Origin of the sequence: Achromobacter sp. B7, from assembly GCF_003600685.1 — a bacterium.
GTDB classification, from domain to species: Bacteria; Pseudomonadota; Gammaproteobacteria; order Burkholderiales; family Burkholderiaceae_B; genus Achromobacter; species Achromobacter spanius_B.
In genome coordinates this window covers 2059288-2085060 of the sequence record NZ_CP032084.1, presented here as the reverse complement: position 1 = coordinate 2085060, position 25773 = coordinate 2059288, and the positions used below count along the sequence as shown (strand labels likewise).

Annotated in this window: 29 protein-coding genes; 21 read left to right on the top strand and 8 right to left on the bottom strand. The window is 67.3% G+C overall.

All coding sequences use genetic code 11. The features are described 5' to 3' along the window. Nucleotides 1-2 precede the first annotated feature (2 nt). The gene (locus DVB37_RS09415; RefSeq protein WP_120154780.1) at nt 3-902 is read right to left on the bottom strand and encodes a LysR substrate-binding domain-containing protein; all 900 of its coding nucleotides are present in this window, start codon (nt 900-902) and stop codon (nt 3-5) included. Nucleotides 903-1014: 112 nt separating this feature from the next. Here DVB37_RS09415 and DVB37_RS09410 point away from each other — a divergent pair, with 112 nt between their 5' ends. Continuing rightward, a complete protein-coding gene (locus tag DVB37_RS09410; protein ID WP_120154777.1) occupies nt 1015-1680 on the top strand; it encodes a flavodoxin family protein in 666 nt (221 codons plus the stop codon). Here the strand turns inward: DVB37_RS09410 and DVB37_RS09405 are convergent. The 6 genes from DVB37_RS09405 to DVB37_RS09380 all read right to left on the bottom strand — a co-directional run bounded on the left by DVB37_RS09405 (nt 1629) and on the right by DVB37_RS09380 (nt 7536). Beyond that, complete coding sequence (locus DVB37_RS09405; protein WP_120154775.1) at nt 1629-2432, bottom strand: AraC family transcriptional regulator; 804 nt, start codon at nt 2430-2432, stop codon at nt 1629-1631. The genes DVB37_RS09410 and DVB37_RS09405 overlap by 52 nt on opposite strands. A gap of 183 nt (nt 2433-2615) precedes the next feature. Further along, on the bottom strand, nt 2616-3581 hold the full coding sequence (locus tag DVB37_RS09400; protein ID WP_120154773.1) for a proline dehydrogenase family protein: 966 nt from the start codon (nt 3579-3581) through the stop codon (nt 2616-2618). A gap of 95 nt (nt 3582-3676) precedes the next feature. Then, nucleotides 3677-4924, bottom strand: a complete 1248-nt coding sequence (locus DVB37_RS09395) for a D-amino acid dehydrogenase (protein WP_120154771.1) — start codon at nt 4922-4924, stop codon at nt 3677-3679. Between the two features lie 151 nt (nt 4925-5075). Continuing rightward, nucleotides 5076-5513: an Rrf2 family transcriptional regulator gene (locus DVB37_RS09390; protein WP_120154769.1), complete on the bottom strand. Its 438-nt coding sequence runs from the start codon at nt 5511-5513 to the stop codon at nt 5076-5078. A gap of 56 nt (nt 5514-5569) precedes the next feature. Continuing rightward, nucleotides 5570-6787: an NO-inducible flavohemoprotein gene (gene hmpA / locus DVB37_RS09385; RefSeq protein WP_120154766.1), complete on the bottom strand. Its 1218-nt coding sequence runs from the start codon at nt 6785-6787 to the stop codon at nt 5570-5572. 110 nt (nt 6788-6897) lie between these two features. Continuing rightward, nucleotides 6898-7536, bottom strand: a complete 639-nt coding sequence (locus tag DVB37_RS09380) for a 4'-phosphopantetheinyl transferase superfamily protein (RefSeq protein WP_240434068.1) — start codon at nt 7534-7536, stop codon at nt 6898-6900. 135 nt (nt 7537-7671) lie between these two features. On the opposite strand from DVB37_RS09380, the gene DVB37_RS09375 reads away from it, so the two are divergent. From DVB37_RS09375 to DVB37_RS09285, 19 genes are all read left to right on the top strand, one after another. Further along, on the top strand, nt 7672-8427 hold the full coding sequence (locus tag DVB37_RS09375) for a beta-ketoacyl synthase chain length factor (protein WP_120154762.1): 756 nt from the start codon (nt 7672-7674) through the stop codon (nt 8425-8427). After that, complete coding sequence (locus DVB37_RS09370) at nt 8424-9272, top strand: 1-acyl-sn-glycerol-3-phosphate acyltransferase (RefSeq protein WP_104145427.1); 849 nt, start codon at nt 8424-8426, stop codon at nt 9270-9272. Before DVB37_RS09375 ends, DVB37_RS09370 begins: the two co-directional genes overlap by 4 nt. Further along, a complete protein-coding gene (locus DVB37_RS09365) occupies nt 9269-9529 on the top strand; it encodes a phosphopantetheine-binding protein (RefSeq protein WP_046804525.1) in 261 nt (86 codons plus the stop codon). The genes DVB37_RS09370 and DVB37_RS09365 overlap by 4 nt, the downstream gene beginning before the upstream one ends. Nucleotides 9530-9546: 17 nt before the next feature. Continuing rightward, nucleotides 9547-9801 (top strand): acyl carrier protein, encoded by a 255-nt coding sequence (locus tag DVB37_RS09360; protein ID WP_039883125.1) that lies wholly within the window; start codon nt 9547-9549, stop codon nt 9799-9801. After that, nucleotides 9798-10346, top strand: a complete 549-nt coding sequence (locus DVB37_RS09355) for a hypothetical protein (RefSeq protein ID WP_120154760.1) — start codon at nt 9798-9800, stop codon at nt 10344-10346. The genes DVB37_RS09360 and DVB37_RS09355 overlap by 4 nt, the downstream gene beginning before the upstream one ends. 3 nt (nt 10347-10349) lie before the next feature. Then, nucleotides 10350-12050: an AMP-binding protein gene (locus tag DVB37_RS09350; RefSeq protein ID WP_120154757.1), complete on the top strand. Its 1701-nt coding sequence runs from the start codon at nt 10350-10352 to the stop codon at nt 12048-12050. After that, nucleotides 12034-12810, top strand: coding sequence for a glycosyltransferase family 2 protein (locus DVB37_RS09345; RefSeq protein ID WP_120157433.1), 777 nt, complete (start codon nt 12034-12036; stop codon nt 12808-12810). Before DVB37_RS09350 ends, DVB37_RS09345 begins: the two co-directional genes overlap by 17 nt. Continuing rightward, nucleotides 12807-13766, top strand: coding sequence for a glycosyl transferase (locus DVB37_RS09340; protein WP_046804522.1), 960 nt, complete (start codon nt 12807-12809; stop codon nt 13764-13766). The genes DVB37_RS09345 and DVB37_RS09340 overlap by 4 nt, the downstream gene beginning before the upstream one ends. Continuing rightward, the gene (locus DVB37_RS09335) at nt 13759-14202 is read left to right on the top strand and encodes a thioesterase family protein (RefSeq protein WP_120154754.1); all 444 of its coding nucleotides are present in this window, start codon (nt 13759-13761) and stop codon (nt 14200-14202) included. The genes DVB37_RS09340 and DVB37_RS09335 overlap by 8 nt, the downstream gene beginning before the upstream one ends. Continuing rightward, nucleotides 14199-14882, top strand: coding sequence for an outer membrane lipoprotein carrier protein LolA (locus tag DVB37_RS09330; RefSeq protein ID WP_120154752.1), 684 nt, complete (start codon nt 14199-14201; stop codon nt 14880-14882). The genes DVB37_RS09335 and DVB37_RS09330 overlap by 4 nt, the downstream gene beginning before the upstream one ends. Beyond that, nucleotides 14866-17202: an MMPL family transporter gene (locus DVB37_RS09325; protein WP_120154749.1), complete on the top strand. Its 2337-nt coding sequence runs from the start codon at nt 14866-14868 to the stop codon at nt 17200-17202. The genes DVB37_RS09330 and DVB37_RS09325 overlap by 17 nt, the downstream gene beginning before the upstream one ends. Before the next feature lie 26 nt (nt 17203-17228). Continuing rightward, nucleotides 17229-18476, top strand: coding sequence for an NAD(P)/FAD-dependent oxidoreductase (locus tag DVB37_RS09320; protein ID WP_120154747.1), 1248 nt, complete (start codon nt 17229-17231; stop codon nt 18474-18476). A 5-nt stretch (nt 18477-18481) separates the two neighbouring features. Further along, complete coding sequence (locus DVB37_RS09315; RefSeq protein WP_240434067.1) at nt 18482-19183, top strand: hypothetical protein; 702 nt, start codon at nt 18482-18484, stop codon at nt 19181-19183. Then, the gene (locus DVB37_RS09310; RefSeq protein WP_240434066.1) at nt 19180-20535 is read left to right on the top strand and encodes a beta-ketoacyl-ACP synthase; all 1356 of its coding nucleotides are present in this window, start codon (nt 19180-19182) and stop codon (nt 20533-20535) included. The genes DVB37_RS09315 and DVB37_RS09310 overlap by 4 nt, the downstream gene beginning before the upstream one ends. Then, entirely contained in the window at nt 20532-20993 is a 462-nt protein-coding gene (locus DVB37_RS09305; RefSeq protein WP_120154745.1) for a hotdog family protein, read from the top strand. The genes DVB37_RS09310 and DVB37_RS09305 overlap by 4 nt, the downstream gene beginning before the upstream one ends. Next, nucleotides 20990-21721, top strand: a complete 732-nt coding sequence (gene fabG, locus DVB37_RS09300) for a 3-oxoacyl-ACP reductase FabG (RefSeq protein ID WP_120154742.1) — start codon at nt 20990-20992, stop codon at nt 21719-21721. Before DVB37_RS09305 ends, fabG begins: the two co-directional genes overlap by 4 nt. After that, nucleotides 21721-22947 (top strand): beta-ketoacyl-ACP synthase, encoded by a 1227-nt coding sequence (locus tag DVB37_RS09295; protein ID WP_104145382.1) that lies wholly within the window; start codon nt 21721-21723, stop codon nt 22945-22947. Before fabG ends, DVB37_RS09295 begins: the two co-directional genes overlap by 1 nt. A gap of 164 nt (nt 22948-23111) precedes the next feature. Then, nucleotides 23112-23552 carry a hypothetical protein gene (locus DVB37_RS09290; RefSeq protein WP_046804514.1) on the top strand — a complete coding sequence of 147 codons (441 nt, stop codon included), beginning with the start codon at nt 23112-23114 and terminating at the stop codon, nt 23550-23552. Between the two features lie 102 nt (nt 23553-23654). Continuing rightward, nucleotides 23655-24116, top strand: a complete 462-nt coding sequence (locus tag DVB37_RS09285; protein ID WP_046804513.1) for a GatB/YqeY domain-containing protein — start codon at nt 23655-23657, stop codon at nt 24114-24116. 15 nt (nt 24117-24131) lie between these two features. Here DVB37_RS09285 and dinB read toward each other — a convergent pair whose 3' ends face one another. Further along, nucleotides 24132-25214, bottom strand: coding sequence for a DNA polymerase IV (gene dinB / locus DVB37_RS09280; RefSeq protein WP_120154739.1), 1083 nt, complete (start codon nt 25212-25214; stop codon nt 24132-24134). A 101-nt stretch (nt 25215-25315) separates the two neighbouring features. Here dinB and DVB37_RS09275 point away from each other — a divergent pair, with 101 nt between their 5' ends. Beyond that, nucleotides 25316-25738, top strand: coding sequence for a PaaI family thioesterase (locus tag DVB37_RS09275; RefSeq protein WP_120157430.1), 423 nt, complete (start codon nt 25316-25318; stop codon nt 25736-25738). Nucleotides 25739-25773: the final 35 nt, after the last annotated feature.

The following is a 25773-nucleotide window of genomic DNA, read 5'->3' as shown; positions in this document are numbered from 1 at the left end:
CGCTACGCCTGGAATTCCCGCGTCAGCCACGCCAAAAAGGCCCTGACTGGGGGATGGCGTTCGCGCCCGGGCGCGCACAGGGCCGTGTAGGCTGCGCCGGGCACGCGCACCTGCGGCCGGTACGCGGCCAGGGTGCCGGCGCGCACGCTGTCGGACACCATGACCGAACTGGCCAGCACCAGCCCCTGCCCCGCGATGGCGGCTTGCAGCGCGTAGTGTTCTTCTGCGTAGGCGTGCACGGCCGCGGGTTGGCGCCAAGCGGGCATGCGCGCCGCCTGGCACCACGCCAGCCAGCCTTGTTCGTACAGATCCGAATCGCGCCAGCGCACCGTCACCAAGGCAGGCGCCGCTTTGGCCGCGCGCGTCTTCGCCATCTGCGCGATGAGCCCGGGCGCGCCGTAGACGCCAAACCACTCGGGCAGCGTCGCGGCGGTGTGCAGGGCGGGATAGGCGCGTCGGCTATAGCGCACCGCCACGTCCACGCTGGCGTCTTGCAGCAGATCCACGGGGTCGGCGCCGGTTTGCAGGTTCAGCTGGTATTGCGGAAAGGCCTGATGAAAGCGCCCCAGTCGCGGCACCAGCCACAGGGCCGCGAAGGAATGCGTGGTCGATAGCGTCAAGGCGCCGGAGGCCGGTTCGGGGCGCAAGCCGTCCAGCGTTTGCGCAATGTCCAGCAGCGCGCCGTGCACGCTGATGAAAAGGCGCGCGCCTTTGTCCGTCAGTTTTACGCTGCGTGGCGCGCGGTCGAACAGCGCAAATCCCACCTGCCGTTCCAGCGACTTGATCTGGTGCGACACCGCCGTGGGCGTCACCGCCAATTCAGCGGCGGCCAGCTTGAAACTGCGCAGCCGCGCGGCGGCCTCGAACGCGCGCAGGGCGGTCACCGGCAAGGTCGAAAACATGGGGACTGGACAGCCTTATGGATGAAATGAATTCATCTTAATCAAGGATTCATCATTTGTCGTCGACAAGCCGGATTTCTATATTGAAGGCACGAACTCATTCGGAGCCATCATGAATCAAAATCATCCATCCCAACGCCTGCTGGTCCTGGTCGGCAGCCCCCGCCGCGACGGCAACAGCGCAGCATTAGGCGCCGCCGCGCAACGTGGCGCAAACGCCGCCGGCATATCCACCAGCCTGCTTTTCCTGGACGATTACCTCCACGGATTCCTGTCCGACCTGCGCCACCAACCCGCGCCCAATGACCGCTATTCGGAACTGTTTCTTGAACACTTCCTGCCTGCCGATGGCGTGCTGATCTGCACGCCCATTTATTGGTACGGCATGTCGGCGCAGACCAAGGCTTTCTTTGACCGTTCGTTCAGCCACTATGCCGGCAGCGGCCCCGAGCCGGAACGCGTCAAGGCACGCATGACGGGCAAGCGCCTGGGCCTGGCGGTGGCGTCCGAGGAAACCTACCCCGGGGCGGCGCTGGGCATCGTGCATCAGGTGCAGGAATACGCGCGCTATTCGCATTCCGAATTCGTGGGCTATGTGCACGGCGCGGGCAACCTGCGCGGAGAAATCGCGGCCGATCCGCGCCAGCCCTTATTGGCGGCCGAGCAGCTGGGCGCGTCGTTCTTTACCCGGAAATATTCCGATTACCGCATCGAAACGCCCCGCCCTCACAACGTCTGGGAACCCGCGCGCAGCAGCACGCCGGGCGTACTGCCGTAGACCTGCTTGAACACGCGCGTCAGGTGCGCCTGGTCGGCGAAACCCACGGCCTGGGCCGCTTGCGCCAGCGGCACGCCGCCACGCAACAACACCCGTGCGCGCGCCACGCGCCAATTGCGCAGCCACGCTTGTGGTGGAAGCCCGTAGCGGCGGGCAAACTGCTTGACCAGCGTGGTGCGGTGACGGTCCTGCGCGCGGGCCAGCGCGTCAAGGTCCGGCGCGCAGGCGGGATCGGTCGCCATGCGTTCGCGCAGCAACGCGCAGACGTCGGACGCGTCGCTGTCCGCAGGCGCGGTCGCGTCGCCGTGCGCGCCAAGCAGGCCTAGCAGCGCGGCCGAGATTCGTTCGCGGCGTTCGCCGTCGTCCATGGCGCCGGGCGCCAGCGCGTGTAGCCATTGTGCGCACAACGCGGGCGCGCGGATCACGGGGCCCGATATGCGCGCGGCGCCTCCCAGCATGGCGCGCGCGTGGTCATCGAACCAGGCCGGGTCGATGTACGCCATGCGATAGGCCAGCGGCGCGTCCGACGTGCCGCCCGTGTGCACCTGGCCGGGTGCGATCACCACCAGGTCGCCGGTGGCGGCGACGTGGGTGTGGCCCTGTACGGTAAAAGAGCACCGGCCGCGTTCGATGGCGCCGATCGACCAGGCATCATGAAAGTGCGGCGCGTAGCGATACGCCCGCAGGTCCGCGATCAAGACGTCGCCGGGTAGGCCCGCGCCGCAATGCCAGATATGTTCAGATGCAGCCATCAAAGAGCCAGAAGTGGATAGGCAGAAACGGATAGCGAGAAGTGGATAGCCAGAAATAGATAGCCAGAAATAGAGGGCCAGAAGTCCTTGCGCGACTGCCGCCAGGCCGGACGGCAACGGCGTGGCGTGGCCCATAGCCCGCCGGCCTGTCGCCCCGCCGTCTTATCGCATTCCTCCGCTACGCTAGCCGAAGTACCGTCCATCCGCGGTCAGCGAGCGCGCCAACAGCCACGCATTGGACGGATTTTCGCCGACGCGGCGGATGGCGTAAGGCCACCAGTCGGCACCGAATGGCAGGTAGACCCGGACGTTATAGCCCAGGCCGCGCAGCGCCATTTGCCAGTCGGGGCGCACACCATAAAGCATTTCAAATTCGAACGCGTCGGGCGACCATCCCCGCTCGCGCGCCAACGTCATGATGGCGCCGGCCAGCCTGTCGTCATGCGTGCCGAACACCGGATAAAACCCCGCTTTGCGCGCGTCGTGCGACAGCATGATGGCGGCCGCGTCCAGATAGGCCAGGTCGATCCGGGCGCGGCCCGCATGGTCCAGCGCGCGCTCGGGAAACGCGCCTTTCACCAGCCGCAACGACGTGGGCCGGCGCACGGCCCAGGCCAGGTCTTCGGGCGTGCGCCGCCGCCGCGCCTGCAAGGTCAAGCCGACGGGCAAGCCGTCTTCCAGCAAGGCACGATGTAGCGCGCAGGTGCGATCGCGGATGGTGGAATCTTCCATATCCAACATCATGCAGTTGCGGCGGGCGATGGCGGCGCGGGGGCTTGCGATGGCGTCGGCGATACGGCGCGCGTTGGCGGCGCCCAGCGCGTCGCTGGCCATGTAGCCGATGGCGGTGGGGTCCACGGATACGTGCACGTCCAGCCCGGCCGCGCCCAGCGCGCGACAGGCGTCCAGGGCTTGCGACACGTTGTGTTCGATGGCGGCGGGGTCGGCCACGTATTCGCCCAGGTAGAACAACGATGACCGGATGCCATGGGCCTGCCACAGCCGCAACGCGGTGCGAACGGCGGCGTGCACATCCGTGCCGCCGACAAAGCGCTGCGCCAGCGACGAGCGCGCCGCCACCGCCCGCATTGCGCGCCCCATGACGGGGCTGCGCGCCAGCGCGATGGTGGTTCTTTGGAAAATGCTCATGAGTGCTCCCGCTAGAGAGCCGCACTATGGCGTGGCCGAACGCGCTTGTATTGAACGCCCGTGAACGCGGGGAATGGCGCCTGGGGGACGCGGGCTCAAGGCCGAAACGGCGCCGGGTCCAAGGGCAGTTCCAGCCCGGCCATCTGCGCCGTCAGCAACGCGGCGCTGCCGCAGGCCAGCGTGAAGCCCAGCGCGCCCTGGCCAATGTTCAGCCACAGGTTGTCGGCCGCCGGACTCTGCCCGATCAACGGTTTGCCGGTAGGCGTGGCCGGGCGCAAGCCGGCCCAGGGGATAGCTTGCGTCAGGTCCAGCGCGGGAAACGCCTCGCGCACCTGGCGCTTGAGCAGTTCCACGCGCGCCGGATCGATATCGGCGTTGGCGCTGCCGATATCGACCATGGCGGCAATGCGCAGCACCTTGCCCACGCGCGCATAGACGATGCGGCGCTCGTAATCCGTCACGCTGATACGCGGGGCAACCGTGTCGTCGTCCGCCAAGGGCACGCTCAGGCTGTACCCCTTTAGCGGATACAAGGGCACGTCATGCCCCAGCGGCTTGAGCAGCGCACGGGTGCCGATGCCGGTGGCCAGCACGATGGCGTCGGCGCCGATGTCGCCATGGCGCGTGTTCACCGCGACGATGCGGCGGCCTTCGCGCTGCAAACCCGTCACGGGGTTGGACATGGCGCACTCAACATTGCCCAGCGCTTGCAGGCGGTCGAACAGGCCTTCGGTGAACTGACGGCAATCACCCGCCTCTTCGCTGGGCGTGTAGATCGCGCCCGCCAGGTTGCGGCCCATGGCGGCCAGCGCGGGCTCCATTGCCAGGGTTTGCGCCGCATCCAGCACCTGCTGCTGCGCGCCGTGCCCCGCCTGGTAGGCCACCAGCGCGCGCGCCTTGTCCAACAAGGCGGCGCTGCGGTAGGCGATCAGCTTGCCGTTTTTCAGATGGCCAAAATCCAGGTTTTCCTGTTGCAGCAGCGTGTGCATGACGTCGCGGCTAAGGTAGGACAAGCCCAGCAACTGCGCGGTGGACGCCTTGGCCACCGACGCGCGGCAGGCCAGGGCAAATTGCACGCACCAACGCCATTGGTGGGGGTCCAGCCGGGGCCGGAAGCGCAGCGGGGAATCCTGGCGCAACAGCCAGCCGGGCACGCTGGGCAAGACGCCCGGACCGGCCAGCGGCGCGACGTAGCTGTAGCTGAGCTGGCCGCCGTTGGCGTAGCTGGACACTTCCGCCGGCCGCGGCTGGCTGTCCACCAGCACCACATCGTGGCCCTGGCGCGCCAGGAAATACGCAGACGTCACGCCGACAACGCCCGCACCGATTACGCAAACGCGCATGCCTTCATCCAATCAGACAGGGAATCTCCCATTTTGTAACGGCCATGGGCAGCGCGGCAAATGCCAAACGCCGCAGCATCCATAACAAAACATCATGGGATTGAGGGGGGCAAGCGGGCCGGGTCAAGACAGACGGGCCAAGGCTGACGGGTCAGGCCGTGCGGTGCAGCTTGATGATGGCGGCGGCGGTGGGGTCGCGCACCAGATCGGCCAGCGTGTAGCCGTTAAGCGCGTCGTAGAAGGCGTTCAGGGTCTGGGCCAGCACGCCCGCCAGCCGGCAGGCGCCGTCCAGCGCACAGGGCGGTTCGCGACAATCGATCAGCGGACCCTGCTGTTCCAGCTCGCGGATCAGGTCGCCGACGGGATAGCTGCACGCGTCGCGCGCCAGCCGCAAACCGCCGCCCTTGCCCCGCACGGTACTGATCCAGCCGCGTTGCGACATGAAGTGCACCACTTTGACCAGATGATTGCGCGACACGTCGAAACGCTCGGCGATCTCCGGGATGGTCACGGCGCTGGGCCGGTCTCGGCACTGCGTCAGATACATCAAGACGCGCAGGCCGAAATCGGTGAATCGGGTCAGTTGCATGGCAAGGTTCGGGTGGCCGGGCGGCCCGAAAAGTTCAGGCCGCCAGGATACACCGCTCAGGCTGGAGCGCCGCCGGTGCCAAAGGCCTCGGCGTGAATGCGCGCGGGTTCCACGCCCAGCTCCAGCAAGGCAGAGCGTTGCGCGGCCATGAACGGCGCCGGACCGCACAGGTAATAATCGGCGCCCGGCACGATGGCCTCGTCCGCGATGGCGCGCAGGTTCACGCGGCCACGGTGGTCGTAGTCTTCGCCGGCCTTGTCGGCGTGGCCGACTTCTTCATAGAAGACCGTCTTGCGTACATTGCCGCGCTCTGCCGCGATGCGGTTCACGTGGTCGCGCATGGCGTGCACCGCGCGGTTGCGACAGCCGTGCACGAACCGGATCTGGCGCTTGTCGTCGGTGCGCACCAGATGATTCAGCATCGACACCATCGGCGTCAGCCCGACTCCGCCACTGAGCAGCACCACGGGCGCGTCGCTGTCTTCTTGAAGATAGAAATCCCCTTGCGGCGGCGCCACATCCAGCACGTCGCCCTCTTGCAGCCGGTCGTGCAAAGTGTTGGACACCCGGCCCGCCGGCGTCTGGGCGCCCGCGGCCTCGCGCTTGACCGAAATACGCAGGCGATCTTGCCCGGGCGCGTCCGACAAACTGTATTGGCGCGGCTGCATCAGGCCCAGCTCGGGAATGTAGACGCGCACGGACAGGTATTGGCCGGGGCGATAGGCGGGCACCTTGCCGCCATCGGACGGCGCCAGATAGAAGGACGTGATTTCAGCGCTTTCCGGCTGCTTGCCCACGATGCGAAAGGCGCGCCACCCCGTCCAGCCGCCCGGCTTGGCCGCCGATTCGGCATACAGGCGCGATTCTTCGGCGATCAGCAAGTCCGCCAATTGGCCATAAGCCGCGGCCCAGGCATCCACCAGTTCGTCGGTGGCGGCCTCGCCCAGCACTTCACGGATGGACGCCAGCAAATGCTTGCCCACAATAGCGTAGTGCTCGGCCCGGATACCCAGGCTGACGTGCTTGTGCACGATGCGCGTCACCACGGGGGCCAGCACGGAAGGGTCGTCGATATGTTCCGCGTAGGCGGTCACGGCGCCGGCCAGCGCATGCTGCTGCTGGCCGCCGGCCTGATGGCCCTGGTTGAACACGTGCTTGAGCTCGGGGTTGTGCTCGAACATGCGCGCGTAGAAATGACGCGTCAGCGCCACGCCATGGGTTTTAAGGACGGGGGCCGTGGCTTTGACCAGCGCGCGGACTTCGGGGCTCAACATCTTGCTGCTCCTTGAATTGCGATCGGGCTCGCTTTAAACATATATTCATAATACATCTTTAAGAACGAAGGGTCATCTTCAAGAACCAAGGACACATCCCGGCGCACCCCTTAATCGATGTCGCGTCGCCATTCGCCAACAAGTGTTAGCGCCGGCAAGGCGCAGCCGGCGCCCCCGCGCCAAATTGGATACCTTGTGGCCGGGTCCGGGCCCTGCCACACCACGGAGGCCATCCATGCGTCCCCCACCATCCAGCTGGCCGCCTGCCACGGGCCGGGCGGCGCGCGTAGCCGCCATGTGCCGTCGCCATCCCTGGCGAGGCCAACCGTGGCCATATCCGCTGGAAAAGCCAATTTTGCTGCCTTGATCAAGGCTTCTTTCAAGGTCCACAGCAGGTAAAAACGATGGCATTGGGCCGGCCCCTCCAAGGCGGCCAGCGCCACGGCCTCTTCCTTTGAGCACACCCAAGCGGCCAGCGCGGCAAAATCCCGTGTGCGCAGGCGCTCAAGGTCGGCGCCCACTGCCCAGCCGTCCGGGGCGCGGGCGCAGACGGCGTGCCCGCCGCTGTGGCTTAGCGACGTCACGCCGCCCGCAGGGGTGGACCGGCGCACGTCATGCAGCAAGGCGCGGCTGACCCGCCAGTCTTCGCGGGCCTTGGGGCCGGATCGGGCGGGCGCCAGCAAGGCGTCGTTTTGGGACAGGTCCTGCACCCGATAAAGTTCGGCGGCGCTTTTGTCCGCCCAATACATGAATAGTTCCTGAATTTCCACGGCAATAAGTAACCAATTACATTTCGAAGACGCGAAACCCCTTGCTGTGGCGTCGACACAAAGTTACTACTGAAAACAAATTCCATGAGCGATGACATAGTAGAATCGCGCGCTATGTTGACGTTTTCAATCGCGCAATGGCAAGGTTGGACGCAAGGAATGGAGTCGCCCGAAGACTGGTTTCATTGGGCGCAACACCCTTACTGTCCTCTTGATGACGCACGCGCGCCCCGCCTGGACTTTCTGCCCCCGATGCAACGCCGCCGGCTCAGCCCGCTTGCCCGCGCGGTGTTCGAATGCGCCTGGCCGCTAGCCGCCGGGCGCCCGGCGATGCCGTTCGTGTTTGCCTCGCGGCACGGCGAAACCACCCGCAATTTCGGCCTGCTGCAAGCGCTGGCGGCGGATGAACCGCTGTCTCCCACCGCGTTCGGCCTGTCGGTGCACAACGCCATTGCCGCGCAGTGGTCGATCATACGCGGTGAAACCACCGAATCCGTCGCGCTGTCGGTGGACGACGACGGCCTGGAGCACGCGTTTGTCGAAGCCGCCATGCTGCTCGACCAGGGCCATGACGACGTCCTGGTGGTGCTGGCCGAAGAACGCCCGCCCGCGCCCTATGCCGCCTGGATCGATGACGTGCCCTACACCTACGCCGCCGCGTTTCGTTTGCGCGCCGGCTCGGATTGGTCACTCGCCCTGTCCTCTGGCGCCGGCGGCCACCGCCCGCCACCCACGTCGTCCTTCGACTTGACGGCAGCGGAGCACGCCTGGCCCAACCCCTTGAACCTGCTGCGCCACCTGACGCTGCGCACCCCCACGTGGGGGCACGCTAATCGCGCCCGACGCTGGACCTGGACCCGCACCGCATGACTAGCACCACCCAACCCCGCCAGGACTTCTGGCTTTGGCGCCTGCTGGCCACCGGCATGGCCTTCACGATGTTCGGCGTGGGCGGCGTGCTGTTGCGCGTGCTGGTCTTCCCGCCGCAGCGCCTGCTGCCGGGCGGCCGGATCGAACGCCAGCGGCGCGCGCGCTGGGCGCTGAACCGCACGTTTCGCCTGTTCATCCGATTCATGGTTCGGGTGGGCATCCTGACCGTTGAATTCAAGGGTGCCGACCGCCTGGGCAAGCCCGGCCAGATGATCCTGGCCAACCACCCGTCGTTGCTCGATGTGGTGTTTCTGGTGGGACACGTCAAGAACGCCAACTGCATCGTCAAGCATGGGCTGGCCACCAACCCGTTCACGCGCGGCCCCGTTGCCAATGCGGGCTACATCACCAACGACGAGAGCTTCGACATGTTTGACCGCGCCGCCGATGTGCTGCGCAACGGCGAAACGCTGATCGTCTTCCCCGAAGGCACGCGCACGCCGCCTGACGCATTGCCGCAGTTTCACCGTGGCGCCTGCGCCATTGCGCTGCGCGGTGCGCGCATCGTCACGCCCGTGGTCATCCAGATGAACCCGCGCAGCCTGACCAAGGGCGAACCCTGGTATCGGATTCCCGCGCGCCGCATGCGCTATGTCATCCAGGTGGGCGAGGACATCGACCCGACCGTCTGGAGCAGCGCGCATCCCCTGCCCGCCGCGGGCCGCAAGATGAATGCCTGGCTGCATGCCTATTTCGAAGCCGAGCTGGCGCGCACCGCGCCGGCCGGCGCTGTCATGAACGAACACGCCACCCGGGACGGTGGCAACGGAGTCAAAGCGGGATGAACCAATTGGAACTTGAGCTCAAGACGCTCGTCATCGAATCGCTGGGTCTGGAAGACATCACCCCCGACGACATCGCGTCCGACGCCCCGCTGTTTGGCGAGGGATTGGGGCTGGATTCGGTCGATGCCCTTGAGCTGGGCCTGGCGCTGCAAAAGCGCTACAGCATCGCCATCGATCCCGAAACGCGCAACATGCGCGAGCATTTCACCAGCATCAGCAGCCTGGCGGACTTTGTCGCCGCGCAGCGCCGCGCTTAACGCAGATGGAGTCCACGATGCATACCCGTGAGGACATCTTCAATACGTTGCGCGACGCGCTGGTCGAGCTGTTCGAGATCGAACCCGAACGCGTTACGCCGCAAGCCAATCTATATACCGATCTGGAAATCGACAGCATCGACGCCATCGACCTGATCGACCACGTGCGCCGCCAGACCGGCCGCAAGTTGGACGCAAACGACTTTCGCACGGTGCGCACCGTCGAGGACGTGGTCCAGGCCATGTGGCAAAAGCAGGCTCCCGACGCATGAGGCGCGGCGTTGCGGCCGGCTTGGCCGTGGCCGGCGTCGCGTACCCCTTTGTGGTGCACGCGACGCTGGGGCGCGTCAGTCCCGCCTGGCTGGCCTTGCCGCTGGCGCTGCTGTGGTTGCTGCGTGGCTTGACCGCGCGCGCCGGGCAACCCGGCGCGCGCTTGCTGCCGGCCGTGGCCGTGACGTTCTGCGTCGTGTTGGCGCTTTGCAATTCCGAAGCATGGCTGCGCTGGTACCCCGTGATGGTCAACGCGATGATGCTTGCCATCTTCGGCGCAAGCCTGCGCGTCGGCCGTCCCGTGATTGAACAAATCGCCCGCCTGCGTCATCCGAACCTGCCGCCCGAGGGCGTGCGCTACACGCGTAACGTCACGCGTGCATGGTGCCTGTTTTTTGCGGGTAACGGCGCGGCGGCCGCGGCCCTGGCCGCCTGGGCGCCCTGGAGCTGGTGGGTCGCCTACAACGGCGCCATCAGCTATGGCTTGATGGGCCTGCTGATGGCAGGCGAATGGCTGCTGCGCCCGGCAGCCGCGAAGGCGGTTTGAGCCATGCGCTGGACACCGCTAGAACACCTGCTGCTGCCAGACGCAGCCGCCCACGACGTCCTGCTGGCCGACGAGCCGCCATTGACTCGCGCCGCTTTCGCGCAGGCCAGCCTGCGCGCGGCCGGCGCCTTGCAGGCACGCGCGCCACGCCGCGTGGCGCTGTGGTTCGACGACGCCGTGGCGCTGGCCATTGCGCTGTTCGCCTGCTGGCGCGCCAACGTCATCGCCGTCTTGCCCGGCGATGCGCAGCCCGCCACCTGCGCCACGCTGGACGCGGATGTCGACGCCTGGCTGACCGATACCGCCCTGCCCGTGCCGCCGTCGCGCCAATGGCGGCTGCACGGCTTGCAAGACCATGCGCCGCTTGCGCCCGCCAGCCTGGACCCCGCACGCACTCTGGTGCTGTGCACGTCGGGCTCCAGCGGCGCGCCCAAGCCGCTGCACAAGCAATGGCGCCAGCTGTCGGCCGAGGTCCACGCCTTGCAGCGACAATGGCCGGAACCGAACGCGCCCGTGCTGGGCAGCGTATCGGCACAACATATGTACGGCCTGCCGTTTCGCGTGCTGTGGCCGCTGTGCGCGGGCCGCTTGATCGACCGCCTTCAGCGCCACTATCCCGAGGAATTGCAGCAAGCCAGCCTGCGCTATCCGTCCTTCACCTGGATAGCCAGCCCGGCCATGTTGCGCCGGCTGGGTCAACGGCTGGACTGGGTGCAACTACGCGGCCGACTGCTGCGTATTCATTCGTCGGGCGGTGCGCTGCCGGTGCAGGTATCCGACGACATTGAACGCGAACTTGGCCTGCGTCCCACCGAAATCTATGGCAGTTCGGAAACCGGTGCCGTTGCGTGGCGCACCGGGGCATCTGACTGGCAAGCCTTGCCCGGCGTTGCGCTCAGCACAGGCGCCGACGGCGCGTTGCGCGTGCAATCGCCCTGGGTCAACGCCGCCGACGAACACACCTCGGATGGCGCCCGGCTGACCGGCAGCGGCTTTGAATTGCTGGGCCGCCTGGACCGCATCGTCAAGATCGAAGAAAAACGGATCTCGTTGCCAATGCTGGAACAGGCGCTGATGCGCCACGGCTATGTGGCCGATGCGCGCGTGGGCATCGCGAGCGGCGCCACGCGCCTGACCGGGCTGGTCGCGCTGTCGAGCGCGGGACTGCATGTGCTGCGCAACCAAGGCCGCAAGACGCTGGTGGACGCGCTACGCACGCATCTGGGCACGGGCTTTGAGTCGCTGGCCATCCCGCGATCGTGGCGCCTTTTCAGGCATTTGCCCACCAATGCGCAGGGCAAGATGCCGCAGGTATTGTTCGACGCGGCGGCGGGTCCGCGCCCGGTGAACCCCCATGTGGTCGAACTGCCCGGCCAACCCGGCAACGAACGCCGCTACACGCTGGATATTCCCTACGACCTGGCGTTTTTCAGCGGGCATTTCCCGACGGTGCCCGTGGTGCCGGGCGTCGCGCAAATCAGTTGGGCGCTGTCGCTGGCGCAGCGCGGTCTGTGCCCCGGCCTGCAATTTGGCGGCATGGAGGCCCTGAAATTCCAGCGCTTGCTGCGCCCCGGGGATCGGGCCGTGATGGCCTTGCGCTGGGACGAGGCGAAACAAAAGCTGTATTTCACCTTGACGGTGGACGACGCGCCCTGCTCGTCGGGCCGCATGATTCAAAGGGATGGCCATGCCGCAACCCCATAAGCTGTGCGCGGTCATCCCGGTTTACAACCATGGCGCCACGGTAGCCGCCGTGCATACGCAGATGGCGGCGCAGGGCTTGCCCTGCGTGCTGGTGGACGATGGTTCCGAGCCGGGCTGCGCGGCCGTGCTTGACACGCTGGCCGGGCAGCCGCGCACGCACCTGGTGCGCCGCGCCGTCAATGGCGGCAAGGGCGCGGCGGTACAGGACGGCCTGCGCGCCGCCGCCGCCTTCGGCTATACCCACGCCTTGCAGGTGGACGCCGATGGCCAGCACGCCTTGCACGACGCCATCGCCATGGCCGAGGCGTCGCGCGCCCACCCGCAAGCCGTGATCTGCGGCGCGCCCGTCTACGGCGACGATGTCCCGCGCAGCCGCCTTTACGGGCGCTGGCTGACCCGCGTCTGGGTCTGGATCAATACGCTGTCGATGGACATCCCCGACGCCATGTGCGGCTTTCGTATTTATCCATTGGCGTCCGTGCTGCCCGTCATTGACCGCGCCGGCGTGGGCCGCCGCATGGATTTCGACATCGCCATCCTGGTGCGCCTGCATTGGCGCGGTGTGCCAATGGCGTGGCGCCCTACCCGCGTGACCTACCCGGCAGGCGGGGTGTCGCATTTCAAGGGCCTGCGCGACAACGTGCTGATCAGCCGCATGCACGCGCGGCTGTTCTTCGGGATGCTGGGCCGCGCGCCGGCGTTGCTGTGGCGCCGCCTGGCACGCAGGGCGCACCGCCTGGCAGGAAGGGCGCCATCTTGAGCGCCGCCGATTCCCATTGGGCCCACCAGCGCGAGCGCGGCAGCCCCCTATTGATGCGCCTGACGGCCTGGGCCGCGCGTCGGCTGGGCCGCCGCGTGGTCGCGCCCGTGGTGTGGATCGTGGTGCTGTACTTCTACGCATTCGGTGGCCGCGCGCGCCGCGCCATCGCGCAGTACCAGCAGCGGCTATCCGGCACGACAACGCCCGACATGCCCGACATGGCCAACATGCCGCCCTTGCCGCACGTGCCGCTGCCGCGCACCCTGCCCGTCTACCGCCAATACCTGGCCTTCGCCGACGCCATGCTGGACAAGCTGGACGTGTGGCAAGGCAAGATCACGCTGTCGCACCTGGACATCGCCGACCCCGACGGCCTGCATGCGCAAATGGGCACCGGCCGTGGCCAGATCCTGGTGGGCTCGCATCTGGGCAACATCGAAGTGTGCCGCGCGCTGGCCGAACAGTCGGGCGCGCTGCGCCTGAATGTGCTGGTGCACAGCAAGCACGCCGTGCATTTCAACCGCCTGCTGGATGAGGCCGGCGGTGGCTTGCGCATGATCCAGGTCAGCGAACTGGACGCCGCCACCATGCTGGACCTGGCGCAGCGCCTGGATCGCGGGGAATGGCTGGCCATTGCCGGCGACCGCGTGCCGTTGCAGGGCGACCGCACCACGCGGGTCAACTTCCTGGGTGCGCCGGCCGCGCTGCCGCAAGGGCCCTGGCTGCTGGCGGGGCTGCTGCGCTGCCCGGTCAATGTGCTGTTCTGCACGCGCCATGGCGGCCGCTACCGCGTCGCCATGCAACGCCTGTGCGACGGCATCGAATGGACGCGCGCCACGCGCCAGGAACGCATCGCCTACTGGGCGCAACGCTATGCCGACCAACTTGCCGCGCACTGCCGACTGGCGCCGCTGCAATGGTTCAACTTCTACCCTTTCTGGAAAGACGATGCGTAAACGAGGCCTTATCGGCGCACAGGTCGACATCCAGGTCCCCTTCTTCGACGTCGACTCGCTCAATGTCGTGTGGCACGGCCACTACGTGAAGTACCTGGAGCAGGCGCGTTGCGAACTGCTGGACCAACTGGGCCACAACTACGACGCCATGCGCGCCAGCGGCTACGCCTGGCCGGTCATCGATCTGCATTTGCGCTATGCCCAGCCGGCCGAGTTCGGCCAGCGCCTGACGGTCCGCGCCGAGCTGGTGGAATGGGAAAACCGCTTGAAGATCAATTACCTGATCCTGGATACGGCAAGCGGCAAGCGGCTGACGCGCGGCACGTCGGAACAGGTGGCCGTCTGCATCGCAACTCGTGAAATGCAGCTGACCTCGCCACCCGCGTTCGTGGACGCCGTGCGGCGCAAGCTGCATGCCCTGGAGGCGTCGGCATGAAGGCGCCTGCTGCCAAGTCGTTTGCACTGGGGCTGAAACACGGCTTGAAACGCGGCCTGACACTCGCACGACATGCGGCGCTGCGGCAGTTGCAGTGGCTCTTGCTGTTGCTGATCGCGCTGCCGTGGACCGCGCACGCTTTCAGCCTGGACGACCTGCAAGCCCAGCTGCGTGCCACGCCGGTCGTGCGTGGCCATTTCATCCAGCAAAAATTCCTGCGCTCGCTGCCGCAGCCCCTGACCAGCCGTGGCGACTTCACGCTGGCAGCCGGCAAAGGGCTGTTGTGGCTGCTGCGCACGCCCATCGCCCAGGACCTGCGCATCGACGCTGGCGGCATATCGCGGCGTGATGAATCCGGGGCCTGGCAGGCGTTGCCGCAACAGACCGGGTCGGGCCGCGAGAACAGGCTGTTCCTGTCGGTGCTGGCCGGCGACACCAAAGACCTGCAAGACAACTTCGACCTTGCCCTGACGGGCGACGCCGCGGCATGGCAGCTGATGCTGACGCCGCGGTCCGCTTTGCTGCGCCAGATTTTCGACAACATCCAGATCAACGGCGGCAAGCTGGTCGACCGCATCGAATTGCGCGAATCCCAAGGCGACCGCAGCGTCCTGCAAATGACGGACGCGGTTGCCGCCGACGCCCTGACTTCAGAAGAACAACGTGCGTTTTCCCATTGAGCGCTGGCTGCCCCGGCTGTTCAAGCTGGGTCTGCTACTTGTCCTGTGCGTGGGCGCGTGGCAATGCCGCCATGGCTGGCCGGTGTCGGCCAACCTGATGGAGCTGGTGCCGCACACCCAGACCGACGCCACGCGGCAATTGGCCGAAGCACGCATCCAGGAACCGCTGTCTCGCCAGTTGCTGGCGCTGGTGGCGGCGCGGCCGGGCGCGGACCCGGTGGCGCCCGCGCGCGCCTTGGCCGACCGCCTGCGCGACAGCGTCCTGTTCGCCTCGGTGCAGCTGGAATTGAATGTGGACGTGGCCGCGCTGCGCGCGCAGCTGCTGGCCGGACGCCTGGCCATGCTGCCCTCTGCCGACCGCGACCAACTGGCCGGCGACCCCGCCGCCTACGCCCAACGCCGCGCGCGCGAATTGTCCGACCCGTTTTCGTCGTCGGGACTGGTGCCCGTGGACCAGGACTGGCTGGGGCTGACCCGGCGCGCCGAACAAGCGTTGCGGCCCGGCGGCGTGGTGCAATACGACATGGGCACCGGCACGTTGCAAGCGGAACATGCCGGCCGGCGCTGGGTGCTGGTGCGCGCCGAAACGCGCGCTGACGCGTTCGACACCGACGCGCCGCAGGGCCTGGCCACCCGCATCGATGAAGCCCGCCAGGCGCTACAGGCCGACGGCGCAGAACTATTGGTTGCCGGCGGCCCGCTGTACGCGGCGGCCGGGCGGGCGCAGGCCGTGGCCGAAAGCTCCTGGATCGGGTCCATCGCCATGACCGGCATCGTCCTGGTGCTGTTGCTGGCCTTGCGCCGCGCGCGTGCGTTGCTGGCGTTCATCCCGGTGGCGGTGGGCCTGTTGACCGGCGCCGTAGCCTGCGTGGCGGTGTTTGGCTCGATCCATGTGCTGACGCTGGTGATCGGCGCCAGCCTGATCGGCGTGGCGGTGGACTTTCCCATGCACTGGCTGGGCAAAAGCTACGGCATGGCCGACTGGCATGCATGGCCCGCGCTGCGCCGCGTGTTGCCCGGCCTGACCATCAGCCTGGCGGCCAGCCTGGTCGGCTACGTGGCACTGGCCTTTACACCGTTTCCTGCCCTGACGCAGACGGCCGTCTTTTCAGCCGCCGGGCTGTTGGGCGCCTACGCGTGCACGGTGTGCCAGCTTCCGTCATGGATGAACGGCTGGCATCCGCGCCCATGGCCGCCGCTGTTGCACGCCGCCGAAGCGGCTTTGCGCTTGCGCGAACGCGTGGCGGGCCGACGCCTGCTGCTGGCGGCGGGCGCGCTGGCGCTGGTGGCCGCTACCGTGGGTGGCGTCAGCCGGCTGGTCATCCAGGACGACCTGCGCCAATGGTTGAGCCTGCCCGCGCCGCTATTGCAACAAGCGCGCCAGATCGGCGAGATCACCGGCTTCACGCCAACCAGCCAGTTCTTTCTTGTGCGCGCGCCCGACGCGGACGAGCTGCTGCGCCGACAAGCGCGGGTGGCCCGCAAGCTGGACGCGCTGGTCCAGCGTGGCGACCTTGCCGGTTACAGCGCGCTTAGCCAACTGGTGTCGCCCGTGCAAGACCAGCTGGCGCTAGGCCGGCAACTGACGGCGCAGGCCGCGCGGCCCGACCCCTGGAAGCCCCTGACCGACCTGGGCATACCGTTTGAGGCCTTGCAGCGCGAACTGAATGCCTTCGCCACCTTGCCTGCGTTGACCATCGACGCCGCGCTGCAAGGCCCGCTTGCCGAACGCTGGCGCGGCCAATGGCTGGGCGTGCACGACGGCCAGGCAGCCGGCATGGTCACGCTGCTGGGCCTGCGCAGCGCCGCCGCGCTGGACGGCATCGCGGGCGATTTGCCGGGCGTCGAACTGGTGGACCGCAGCGGCGACTTGAACCGCATGTTCGCCTCAACCCGTATCGAAGCCGCCGAACTCAAGCTGCTGTCCTATGGGGTGGCGGCCGTCTTGCTGCTGCTGACGCTGGGTCGCGCGGCCACCTGGCGCATCCTGGCGGTGCCGCTTGCCGCCACCGCCTGCGCCTTGGCCGCGTTGGGCTATCTGGGCCAGCCCCTGACCCTGTTCAGCCTGTTCGGCCTGCTGTTGGTGTCCGCCATCGGCGTGGACTACGCCATTTTCATGTACGAACGCGTGGCGGGCGCCGCCGCCAGCCTGGTCGGCGTCCTGCTGGGCGCCGTCACCACCTTGCTGTCCTTCGGTCTGCTTGCCGTCAGCCAGACGCCTGCCATTGCGAACTTCGGCATGGCCGTCGCGCTGGGCGTTGCCTTTTCTTTGCTGTGGTCTCCCTGGGTGCGTCCGCCCCAGCGCGGCCGCTCCCATTAGCCCCCCCCTACATGGAATCACCCCACATGGAACATCGTGAAGTCGTCGTCATCGGAGCAGGTCCCGCCGGTGCGGTTGCGGCGGCCCTGCTCAAGCGGCAAGGCCATGATGTGCTGATGCTGGAACGCCAGCAATTTCCGCGCTTTTCAATTGGCGAAAGCCTGCTGGCGCACTGCCTGGAATTCGTTGAAGAAGCCGGCATGATGCCTGCCGTCAACGCGGCGGGCTTTCAGGTGAAAAACGGCGCCGCCTTTGCGCGGGGCGACGACTACACCTACTTTGATTTTCGCGACAAGTTCACCGCCGGCCCCGGCACCACCTTCCAGGTGCAGCGCGCGCAGTTCGACAAAGTGCTGGCCGACGATGCCGCGCGCCAGGGCGTGGACGTGCGCTACCTGCAAGAAGTCACGGCCGCGGATTTCAGCGGCGACCAACCGCTGCTGGACGTGCGCGGCGTCGACGGCGCCAGCTACCAGGTCAAGAGCCGCTTCGTGCTGGACGCCAGCGGCTATGGCCGCGTGCTGGCGCGCTTGCTGGATTTGGAACGCCCTTCCTCGATGCCGCCGCGCAAGGCCATCTTCACGCACATCGAAGACCGCATCGACGACCCCGGCTTTGACCGCGAGAAAATCCTGATCAGCGTGCACCCCGAGCAGCCGGGCATCTGGTACTGGCTGATTCCGTTCTCGAACGGCCGCTGCTCGTTCGGCGTGGTTGGCGGGCAGGATCTGTTCGGTGGCCCCGACCAGGACCTGATGTCGACCCTGCGTGAGATGGCCGCAGCCGCGCCGAACCTCAAGCGCGTGCTGGCCAATGCCGTGTGGGACACGCCGGCCAATACCATCGGCGGATATTCCGCCAGCGTCACCCGGCTGTACGGGCCCGGCTACGCGCTGCTGGGCAACGCGGCCGAATTCCTGGACCCGGTGTTTTCATCCGGCGTGACCATCGCGCTACGCTCGTCCAAGTTGGCCACCGACGCCCTGCACCGCCAGCTGGGCGGCGAAGTGGTGGACTGGCAGGCCGATTTTGCCGACCCCTTGATGCTGGGCGTAGAGACCTTCCGCGCCTATGTGCAAGGCTGGTACAGCGGCGAATTCCAGGACGTGGTGTTCCACAAGAACCCGCAGCCCGAGATCCGCCGGATGATCAGCTCGATTCTGGCCGGCTACGCGTGGGACACCGCCAACCCCTTTGTCGCCAGCCCGCAACGCCGCCTGCGCATGCTAAGCGAGCTTTGCCGCGGCGCCGCCACGCAAGCCGAACCCGCCTGAGACCGATGATGCAAGCCGCTTCGCCACGGCCGCCCGTATCCGTGCACACACATGGCGTTTTTGCACGCCTGCCCCTGCCCGTACCACGCCTTGGCGTGGTGCCGCGCCTGCCCTTGCCCGTACCGCGCCTTGGCGTGGTGCAGCGCCTGCCCTTGCCCGTGCGCAAGTCGGCCCGGCGCGCGCGGGCCACGGCGGCGTTGCTGGCCGTGCTGATCGGGCTGGCCGGCTGCGCCGGCGCGCCACCCTTGCCCGCCCGCGACGCCGGGTTTGCCGTGCCGCGCCAGCTGCACGTCGTGCAGATGGCCGCCGACCAGCCCAGCGTGGACACGATGCTGGTGGTGCAGCGCGAAGGGGCGGCGCTGCGCTGGTCGCTGTTCGACCCGATGGGCGTGCCGCAAGCGCGGCAGATGCTCGAAGGCGGCCACTGGCGCAACGACGGATTCATGCGGCCCAACGCCCAGGCGCGCGATCTGTTTGCCGCACTGATATTCGCGTGGACGCCGCAGGCCCAGCTGGACGCCGCTTATGGCGCGGGCGCATGGCGCGCGCGGCAGCAAGATGACGGCACGGCGGTACGCAGCCTGCTGGATCGCGGCGCGGTGCGCTGGACGGTGCGTTGGGCGCAGCCCTCGCAGCCCGACGTTTTTTCGATTACCGGCGCCGATGGCGTCACCTGGCGCGTCGCGCCGCTCAAGGAACTGCCGTGAACACTTGGCTAGGCACCCCCGGCATCGTCTGCGCGTTGGGCGCAGGCGTGAACGCCGTCGCCCAAGCCGCCTTCGATGGCGACACGCGCGGCATGCGCGCACAGGCCGGCTGGGTCCACGACCGCAGCCTGACGCTGGGCGCTTATGTCGGCCCCTTGCCGGCGTTTCCTGGCACCGCCGCCGACACTCGAGCCCCCACCGCCGCCAACACAGCTGGCGACATCCCACCTGGCACCTCGGCCGCCGCCCCGCGCGACATGCTTGCCAAGGCCACCGCTGGCTCCTCAGACGCCCCGCCCGGCGACATCCTGGCCATGGCCGCGGCCCCCCCCTTGCCCGACCATCTGCACAGCCGCAACAACCGCTTGCTGCTGGCCTGCGCCGAACAGATCGCCCCGCAATTGCGGCGCGCCATCGCCCGCCACGGACCCGGCCGCATCGCGGTGGTGCTGGGCACCAGCACGTCAGGCGTCAACGACAACGCGCCCGCCTTCCGCACCTTGGCGGCGCAAGGCGCCTGGCCCGCCGACTACGACTATCGCCGTCAGGCCCTGTCCTCGCCCGCTGCGTTCCTGGCGGCGCATCTGGGCCTGACCGGGCCGGCTTACACGCTGTCGACCGCCTGCACTTCCAGCGCCCGCGCGCTGCTGTCCGCGCGCCGACTGCTGAGCCTGGGCCTTTGCGACGCGGTGGTGTGCGGCGGCGCGGACACGCTTTGCCGCCTGACGATCAATGGCTTCGCCACGCTGGAAGCGGTGGACGACGCGCTTTGCCAGCCGTTCTCGGTCAACCGCCGTGGCATCAATATCGGCGAAGCCGGCGTGCTGTTCGTGATGCAGCGCGACGCCGATGACGCCAACGCCGTGGCGCTGCTGGGCGGCGGTGCCAGCTCGGACGCCTGGCATATGTCGGCGCCCGAGCCGTCGGGCGCGGGCGCGCGCCAGGCCATGCTGGCCGCCTTGCAGGCCGCGCGGCTGGCGCCTGCCGACATCGGCTGGGTCAACCTGCACGGCACCGGCACCCCGCACAACGACGCGATGGAAAGCCACGCCATGCATGCCGTGTTCCCCGAAGGCGTACCCTGCGCGTCCACCAAGGCGTTGACCGGCCACACGCTGGGCGCGGCCGGCGCCATGGAAGCCGCGCTGGCCTGGATCACGCTGTCCGCCATGAATCCCGACGGCCGGCTCATGCCCCACACCTGGGATGGCCAGGCCGACCCGGCGCTGCCCGCGCTGAATTTCAGCAACGGCCAGCATCGCTATGCGTCGGGCCGCCCCCGTATCGCAATGAGCAATTCCTTTGCGTTCGGCGGCAACAACGCCAGCCTGATCCTGGGAGCCCGCCCATGAAAGCCTGCCCGTGGCCCGTTGCCGCCCTATTGCCGCATGCCGGCAACATGATCCTGATCGACGCGGTGCAAGGCTATGACGCCGACAGTCTCTCCGCCCGCACCGTCATCAAACCCGGCCCGTACTCGCTGCCGGACGGCTCGTTGCCGCCCTGGCTAGGCATGGAGCTGATGGCGCAAGCGGTGGGCGCCTGGGCCGGTTGCCAGGCGCGCGAAGCCGACGCCCCGGTCAAGCTGGGATTCCTGCTTGGCACCCGGCGCTATGACTGCCACGCGGACACCCTGCCCGCCGGCGCGGCCCTGACAATCCATGTCCAACGCGGCTTGATCGATGCCAGCGGCATGAGCGTCTTCGAATGCGAGCTGCGCGACGAATCCCGCCTGCTGGCCCACGCCCGGCTGAACGTCTATCAGCCCAAGGACCCCGACGAATTTACCCAGGAAGCTTCCCTGACATGAACGCAGCCCCCATTCTTGTAACCGGATCAAGCCGTGGCATCGGCCGCGCCATTGCCTTGGCACTGGCCGACGCCGGCCACGCTCTTGTCCTGCACTGCCGCCAGCAACGCGAACAGGCCGAGGCCGTGCAGGCAGAGGTCATCGCGCGCGGCCGCCAGGCGCGCGTGCTGCAATTCGACGTGTCCGACCGTGCACAGTGCGCGACCGTGCTGCAAGCGGACGTAGAAGCGCACGGCGCGTATTACGGCGTGGTGCTCAACGCCGGACTGACACGCGACGGCGCCTTCCCGGCCTTGACGGCCGACGACTGGGACCAGGTGATGCGCACCAACCTGGACGGCTTCTACAACGTGCTGAGCCCGCTGGCCATGCCCATGATCCGGCGCCGCGCGCCGGGCCGCGTGGTCTGCATGGCGTCGGTGTCCGGGCTGGTGGGCAACCGTGGCCAGGTCAACTACAGCGCGTCCAAGGCGGGGCTGATCGGGGCGGCCAAAGCGCTGGCCGTTGAACTGGCCAAGCGCCAGATCACCGTGAACTGCGTGGCGCCGGGCCTGATCGATACCGACATGATCGACGAGCACGTGCCCGTGGAAGAAATTCTGAAAGCGGTGCCGGCCCAGCGCATGGGCAAGCCCGAAGAGGTGGCCGCCACGGTGGCCTTCCTGATGTCGCCGGGCGCCGCCTACATCACGCGCCAGGTCATCGCCGTCAACGGAGGGTTGTGCTGATGAAACGGGTTGTGGTCACCGGCATGGCCGGCATCAGCGCGCTGGGTTCGGACTGGGCCAGCGTGCAACAAGCATTCGAATCGGGCCGCAGCGCCATCCGCGCCATGCCGGATTGGGCGCGCTTTGCCGAACTGAACACGCGGCTGGCCGGGCCCGTGGAAGACTTCAAGGTGCCCTCGCACTGGACGCGCAAGCAATTGCGCAGCATGGGCCGCGTGTCGCAACTGGCCGTGCGCGCCGCCGAGTTGGCGCTGGCCGATGCGTCGTTGCTGGGCGAGCCCAGCATCACCGATGGCCGCATGGGCGTGGCGTGCGGGTCGTCGGTGGGCAGCACCGCCGAGATCCGCGCGTTCGGCAACATGCTGCTGAACGGCGTCACCGACGACCTGAACGCCAATTCCTATGTGCGCATGATGCCGCACACCACGGCGGCCAACGTGGGCATCTTCTTCGAGCTGAAGGGCCGCATCATTCCGACCTCCAGCGCCTGCACCTCGGGCAGCCAGGGCATCGGCTACGCCTACGAGGCCATCCGCTATGGCCGCCAGGACATGATGCTGGCCGGCGGCGCGGAAGAACTGTGCGCCAGCGAAGCGCTGGTGTTTGACGCGCTGTATGCCACCAGCCAGCAGAACGACACGCCGGAACTGACGCCGCGCCCTTACGACCGCGACCGCGACGGCCTGGTCATCGGCGAAGGCAGCGGCATGCTGGTGCTGGAATCGCTGGACCATGCACTGGCGCGCGGGGCGCACATCCATGCGGAAGTGGTGGGATTCGGCAGCAACTCGGACGGCACGCATATCACGCGGCCCGAGGCGGCCACCATGCGCGTCGCCATGCAGATGGCGCTGGCGGACGCCGGCCTGCCGCCGGAAGCCATCGGCTACGTGAACGGCCACGGCACCGCGACCGAACAAGGCGATATCGCTGAAACGCAGGCCACGCACGCGCTGTTTGGCGCGCGCATGCCGATCAGCACGCAGAAAAGCTATCTGGGCCACACGCTGGGCGCCTGCGGCGTGCTGGAGTCGTGGTTCAGCATCGAGATGTTGAACCGCGACTGGTACGCGCCCACGCTGAATCTACGCAACATCGATCCGCGTTGCGGCGACCTGGACTATCTGCAAGGCGAAGGCCGCCGCATGAGCAACGAATACGTCATGAACAATAACTTCGCGTTCGGCGGCATCAACACCTCACTGATTTTCCGGCGCTGGTCCTGAGCCGCGTCGGGCGTTGCCTGGCCGGGCTTGCCGGGTCGGCATTGACCTGTTCCGTCCATTCGCCTTTTTTCACCGACTTTTCACCTTCTTTTCACCTTCTTTTCACCTTCTTTTCGCCTTCTTTCTGCCTTCTTCCCAACTTTCATTCTCGGAAAACGCACTTCATGAAGATCACCCACAAGCTCTTTGGCGCTCTGTCCCTGTCGCTGGCCTGCTCGACCCAGGTACTGGCCGCCGACCGCACCGTCTTCCTGCCCCTGCAACCGGCCATCGACGCCGCCCTGGCCGCCGGCAAGATCGACGGTAGCGTCAAGTTCTACCTGGCGGGCACGGGTCCGAAGGGCCAGGTGCTGGAAGCCAACGTGGTCACCAACCGCAAGACCAACGCGTTTGCCAAGAAAGACCCGGAAGCGTGCCTGTGGGCGGCGCAATCGGCGGTGATCTCGCTGCATGAAGCCGCCAAGAAGGCCGGCGCGAATGCCGTGACGAACATCGTCAGCTACTATCGCAAAAACGAAACCAGCAGCAAGACCGACTACGAGTGCCACGCGGGCGCCGTGGTGGCCGGCGTGGCGCTGCGCGGGGATCTGGCCCGCGTGAAGTAAGCCGGGCCGAAGCCGGCCCGACGCCGGCTAGATGCTGGCCCGATCCGGGCCCGCCCGATTTACACTTGCGAATTGCCGCAACACCACCCAAAAGGTTCACATATGAGCACTGCTACGCTCAAGACCCGCCTGTCCGATGCCGTCAAGGACGCCATGCGCGCCAAGGCTTCCGAACGCCTGACGACCCTGCGTTTCCTGCTGGCCGCCGTCAAGCAAAAGGAAGTGGACGAACGCCGCGACCTGAACGACGCCGAAATCACCGCCATCATCGAAAAGCAGGTCAAGCAACGGCGCGAATCCATCGCCGCCTTCGAACAAGCCGGGCGCACGGAAACCGCCGAACAGGAAAAGGCCGAATTGCTGGTGCTGCAAGAGTTCTTGCCGCAGGCCGCAAGCCCTGAAGAAGTGGCCGCCGCCATCGACGCCGCGCTGGCCGAAGTGGCCGCGCAAGGCGTGACGGGCGCGCCCGCGATGGGCAAGGTCATGGCGCTGCTCAAGCAGGCGCTGGCCGGCCGCGCCGACATGACGGCGTTGTCGCAACAGGTCAAGGCCCGGCTGGCCTGACCCGGCGCCGGGCAGTTAAAACGTGCCGCCGAACAAATCGGGCTGGCGCGACTGCTCGGCGGGATCGGCAAAATTGCTCATCCCGACTCCTGCCAGCCGGTACAACGTTTCCGGCGGCAGTTCCACCCGTTCGCACAACAGCCTGGCCAACGCCGCCAGTTCGGCCGCCGACCCCGGCGGATTCAAGCTGGTCTGGCTGCGCGTCAGGATGCGAAACCGGTCGGTCTTCAACTTCAGGACCACCGTGCGCCCCAGCGCGCCTTTCTTCAACGCCTGGTCCCACACCTTGCCCGCCATGCGGTCGATGGCATCGCCCAACGCGTCCAGCCGGATATCTTCCGAAAACGTGGTCTCGGCCGACACCTGCTGCAAGGGCTGGTCGGTTTGCACTTCGCGATCGTCGATACCGCGCGCCAGCTCGTACAGGCGGCGCCCGTAGCGCCCGAAATAGTGGGCCAGTTCTTCCAGGCTGTGCGTGGCCAGGTCGCCCACCGTGTGGATGCCCAACTGCTCCAGCCGCGCCTGCGTCACCTTGCCCACTCCCGGCACTTTGCGCACTGGCAGCGGTTGCAGAAATTCCAGCACCTTCGTGGGCCGGATGACGAACTGCCCGTCGGGCTTGTTCCAGTCAGAGGCAATCTTGGCCAGGAATTTGTTGGGCGCGATGCCGGCCGACGCGGTCAGGCCGGTTTCTTCGCGGATCTGATGGCGGATGACCTGAGCCACTTCGGTCGCCGAGGGCAGCCCGCCTTTGTTATGCGTCACGTCCAGATAGGCTTCGTCCAGCGACAGCGGTTCGATCAAGTCGGTATGGCGGCCGAATATCTGCCGGATCTGGCGCGACACCTCGCGATAGCGGTTGAAGTCCGGCGGCACGTAGATGGCTTGCGGGCACAGGCGTTCGGCGCGGATGGCGGACATGGCCGAATGAATGCCGAAGCGCCGCGCCTCGTAGGACGCCGCGCAGACGACCGAGCGCGGCCCGGTCCAGGCCACCACCACGGGCTTGCCGCGCAGGTCGGGGTTGTCGCGCTGCTCCACGGATGCGTAGAACGCGTCCATGTCCACATGCACGATCTTGCGCAAGAGTTCAGACATTCCAGTGAAGACGATGCGCCCGTCGCCGTTGCACGCTGGCGGGCACTGCAAAAAAATATATTATGACCGGCTCTATCCGCTTACCCATCTTGCCCACGCTCATGACCGCCTCTGCCCCTGCATCCACTGACTATTTCGGCCTGACGATACCCTTCATGCACTTCATCGGGCTGGTGCCCGAGAGCGTTGCGCCGGGATTCGCCCGCACCACCCTGCCGTGGCGCCAGGACCTGACCAACAGCCGGGGCGACGTGCACGGCGGCACGCTGATGAGCGTGCTGGACTTTACCCTTAGCGCGGCGGCACGCGGGTCCGCCGATGCCACCGAAGGCATGGCCACCATCGACATGAACACCACGTTCCTGTCTCCCGGCACGGGCGACCTGGTCATTGAAGCGCGCTGCCTGCGCCGGGGCGCGTCCATCGCCTTCTGTGAAGGCGACATCCGACGCGCCGACGGCGAACTGGTGGCGCGCGCCACGGCAACCTTCAAGATCATCCGCCGCCGCCCGGGCGGCGATTGAACGGCGCCGCCCTTGGGATGTGACGCGCGCCGCAA

Bases quoted from the DNA above. Each gene is read 5' to 3' on its own strand.
- DVB37_RS09285 (WP_046804513.1), top strand. From the start codon at position 23,655: ATGAGCACTGCTACGCTCAAGACCCGCCTGTCCGATGCCGTCAAGGAC.
- DVB37_RS09365 (WP_046804525.1), top strand. From the start codon at position 9,269: ATGAACCAATTGGAACTTGAGCTCAAGACGCTCGTCATCGAATCGCTG.
- DVB37_RS09395 (WP_120154771.1), bottom strand. From the start codon at position 4,924: ATGCGCGTTTGCGTAATCGGTGCGGGCGTTGTCGGCGTGACGTCTGCG.
- DVB37_RS09380 (WP_240434068.1), bottom strand. From the start codon at position 7,536: ATGTATTGGGCGGACAAAAGCGCCGCCGAACTTTATCGGGTGCAGGAC.
- DVB37_RS09345 (WP_120157433.1), top strand. From the start codon at position 12,034: ATGCCGCAACCCCATAAGCTGTGCGCGGTCATCCCGGTTTACAACCAT.
- DVB37_RS09315 (WP_240434067.1), top strand. From the start codon at position 18,482: ATGATGCAAGCCGCTTCGCCACGGCCGCCCGTATCCGTGCACACACAT.
- DVB37_RS09410 (WP_120154777.1), top strand. From the start codon at position 1,015: ATGAATCAAAATCATCCATCCCAACGCCTGCTGGTCCTGGTCGGCAGC.
- DVB37_RS09355 (WP_120154760.1), top strand. From the start codon at position 9,798: ATGAGGCGCGGCGTTGCGGCCGGCTTGGCCGTGGCCGGCGTCGCGTAC.
- DVB37_RS09275 (WP_120157430.1), top strand. From the start codon at position 25,316: ATGACCGCCTCTGCCCCTGCATCCACTGACTATTTCGGCCTGACGATA.
- DVB37_RS09335 (WP_120154754.1), top strand. From the start codon at position 13,759: ATGCGTAAACGAGGCCTTATCGGCGCACAGGTCGACATCCAGGTCCCC.
- DVB37_RS09360 (WP_039883125.1), top strand. From the start codon at position 9,547: ATGCATACCCGTGAGGACATCTTCAATACGTTGCGCGACGCGCTGGTC.
- dinB (WP_120154739.1), bottom strand. From the start codon at position 25,214: ATGTCTGAACTCTTGCGCAAGATCGTGCATGTGGACATGGACGCGTTC.
- DVB37_RS09370 (WP_104145427.1), top strand. From the start codon at position 8,424: ATGACTAGCACCACCCAACCCCGCCAGGACTTCTGGCTTTGGCGCCTG.
- DVB37_RS09405 (WP_120154775.1), bottom strand. From the start codon at position 2,432: ATGGCTGCATCTGAACATATCTGGCATTGCGGCGCGGGCCTACCCGGC.
- DVB37_RS09305 (WP_120154745.1), top strand. From the start codon at position 20,532: ATGAAAGCCTGCCCGTGGCCCGTTGCCGCCCTATTGCCGCATGCCGGC.
- DVB37_RS09390 (WP_120154769.1), bottom strand. From the start codon at position 5,513: ATGCAACTGACCCGATTCACCGATTTCGGCCTGCGCGTCTTGATGTAT.
- fabG (WP_120154742.1), top strand. From the start codon at position 20,990: ATGAACGCAGCCCCCATTCTTGTAACCGGATCAAGCCGTGGCATCGGC.
- DVB37_RS09330 (WP_120154752.1), top strand. From the start codon at position 14,199: ATGAAGGCGCCTGCTGCCAAGTCGTTTGCACTGGGGCTGAAACACGGC.
- DVB37_RS09400 (WP_120154773.1), bottom strand. From the start codon at position 3,581: ATGAGCATTTTCCAAAGAACCACCATCGCGCTGGCGCGCAGCCCCGTC.
- DVB37_RS09295 (WP_104145382.1), top strand. From the start codon at position 21,721: ATGAAACGGGTTGTGGTCACCGGCATGGCCGGCATCAGCGCGCTGGGT.
- hmpA (WP_120154766.1), bottom strand. From the start codon at position 6,787: ATGTTGAGCCCCGAAGTCCGCGCGCTGGTCAAAGCCACGGCCCCCGTC.
- DVB37_RS09290 (WP_046804514.1), top strand. From the start codon at position 23,112: ATGAAGATCACCCACAAGCTCTTTGGCGCTCTGTCCCTGTCGCTGGCC.
- DVB37_RS09350 (WP_120154757.1), top strand. From the start codon at position 10,350: ATGCGCTGGACACCGCTAGAACACCTGCTGCTGCCAGACGCAGCCGCC.
- DVB37_RS09375 (WP_120154762.1), top strand. From the start codon at position 7,672: ATGTTGACGTTTTCAATCGCGCAATGGCAAGGTTGGACGCAAGGAATG.
- DVB37_RS09320 (WP_120154747.1), top strand. From the start codon at position 17,229: ATGGAACATCGTGAAGTCGTCGTCATCGGAGCAGGTCCCGCCGGTGCG.
- DVB37_RS09415 (WP_120154780.1), bottom strand. From the start codon at position 902: ATGTTTTCGACCTTGCCGGTGACCGCCCTGCGCGCGTTCGAGGCCGCC.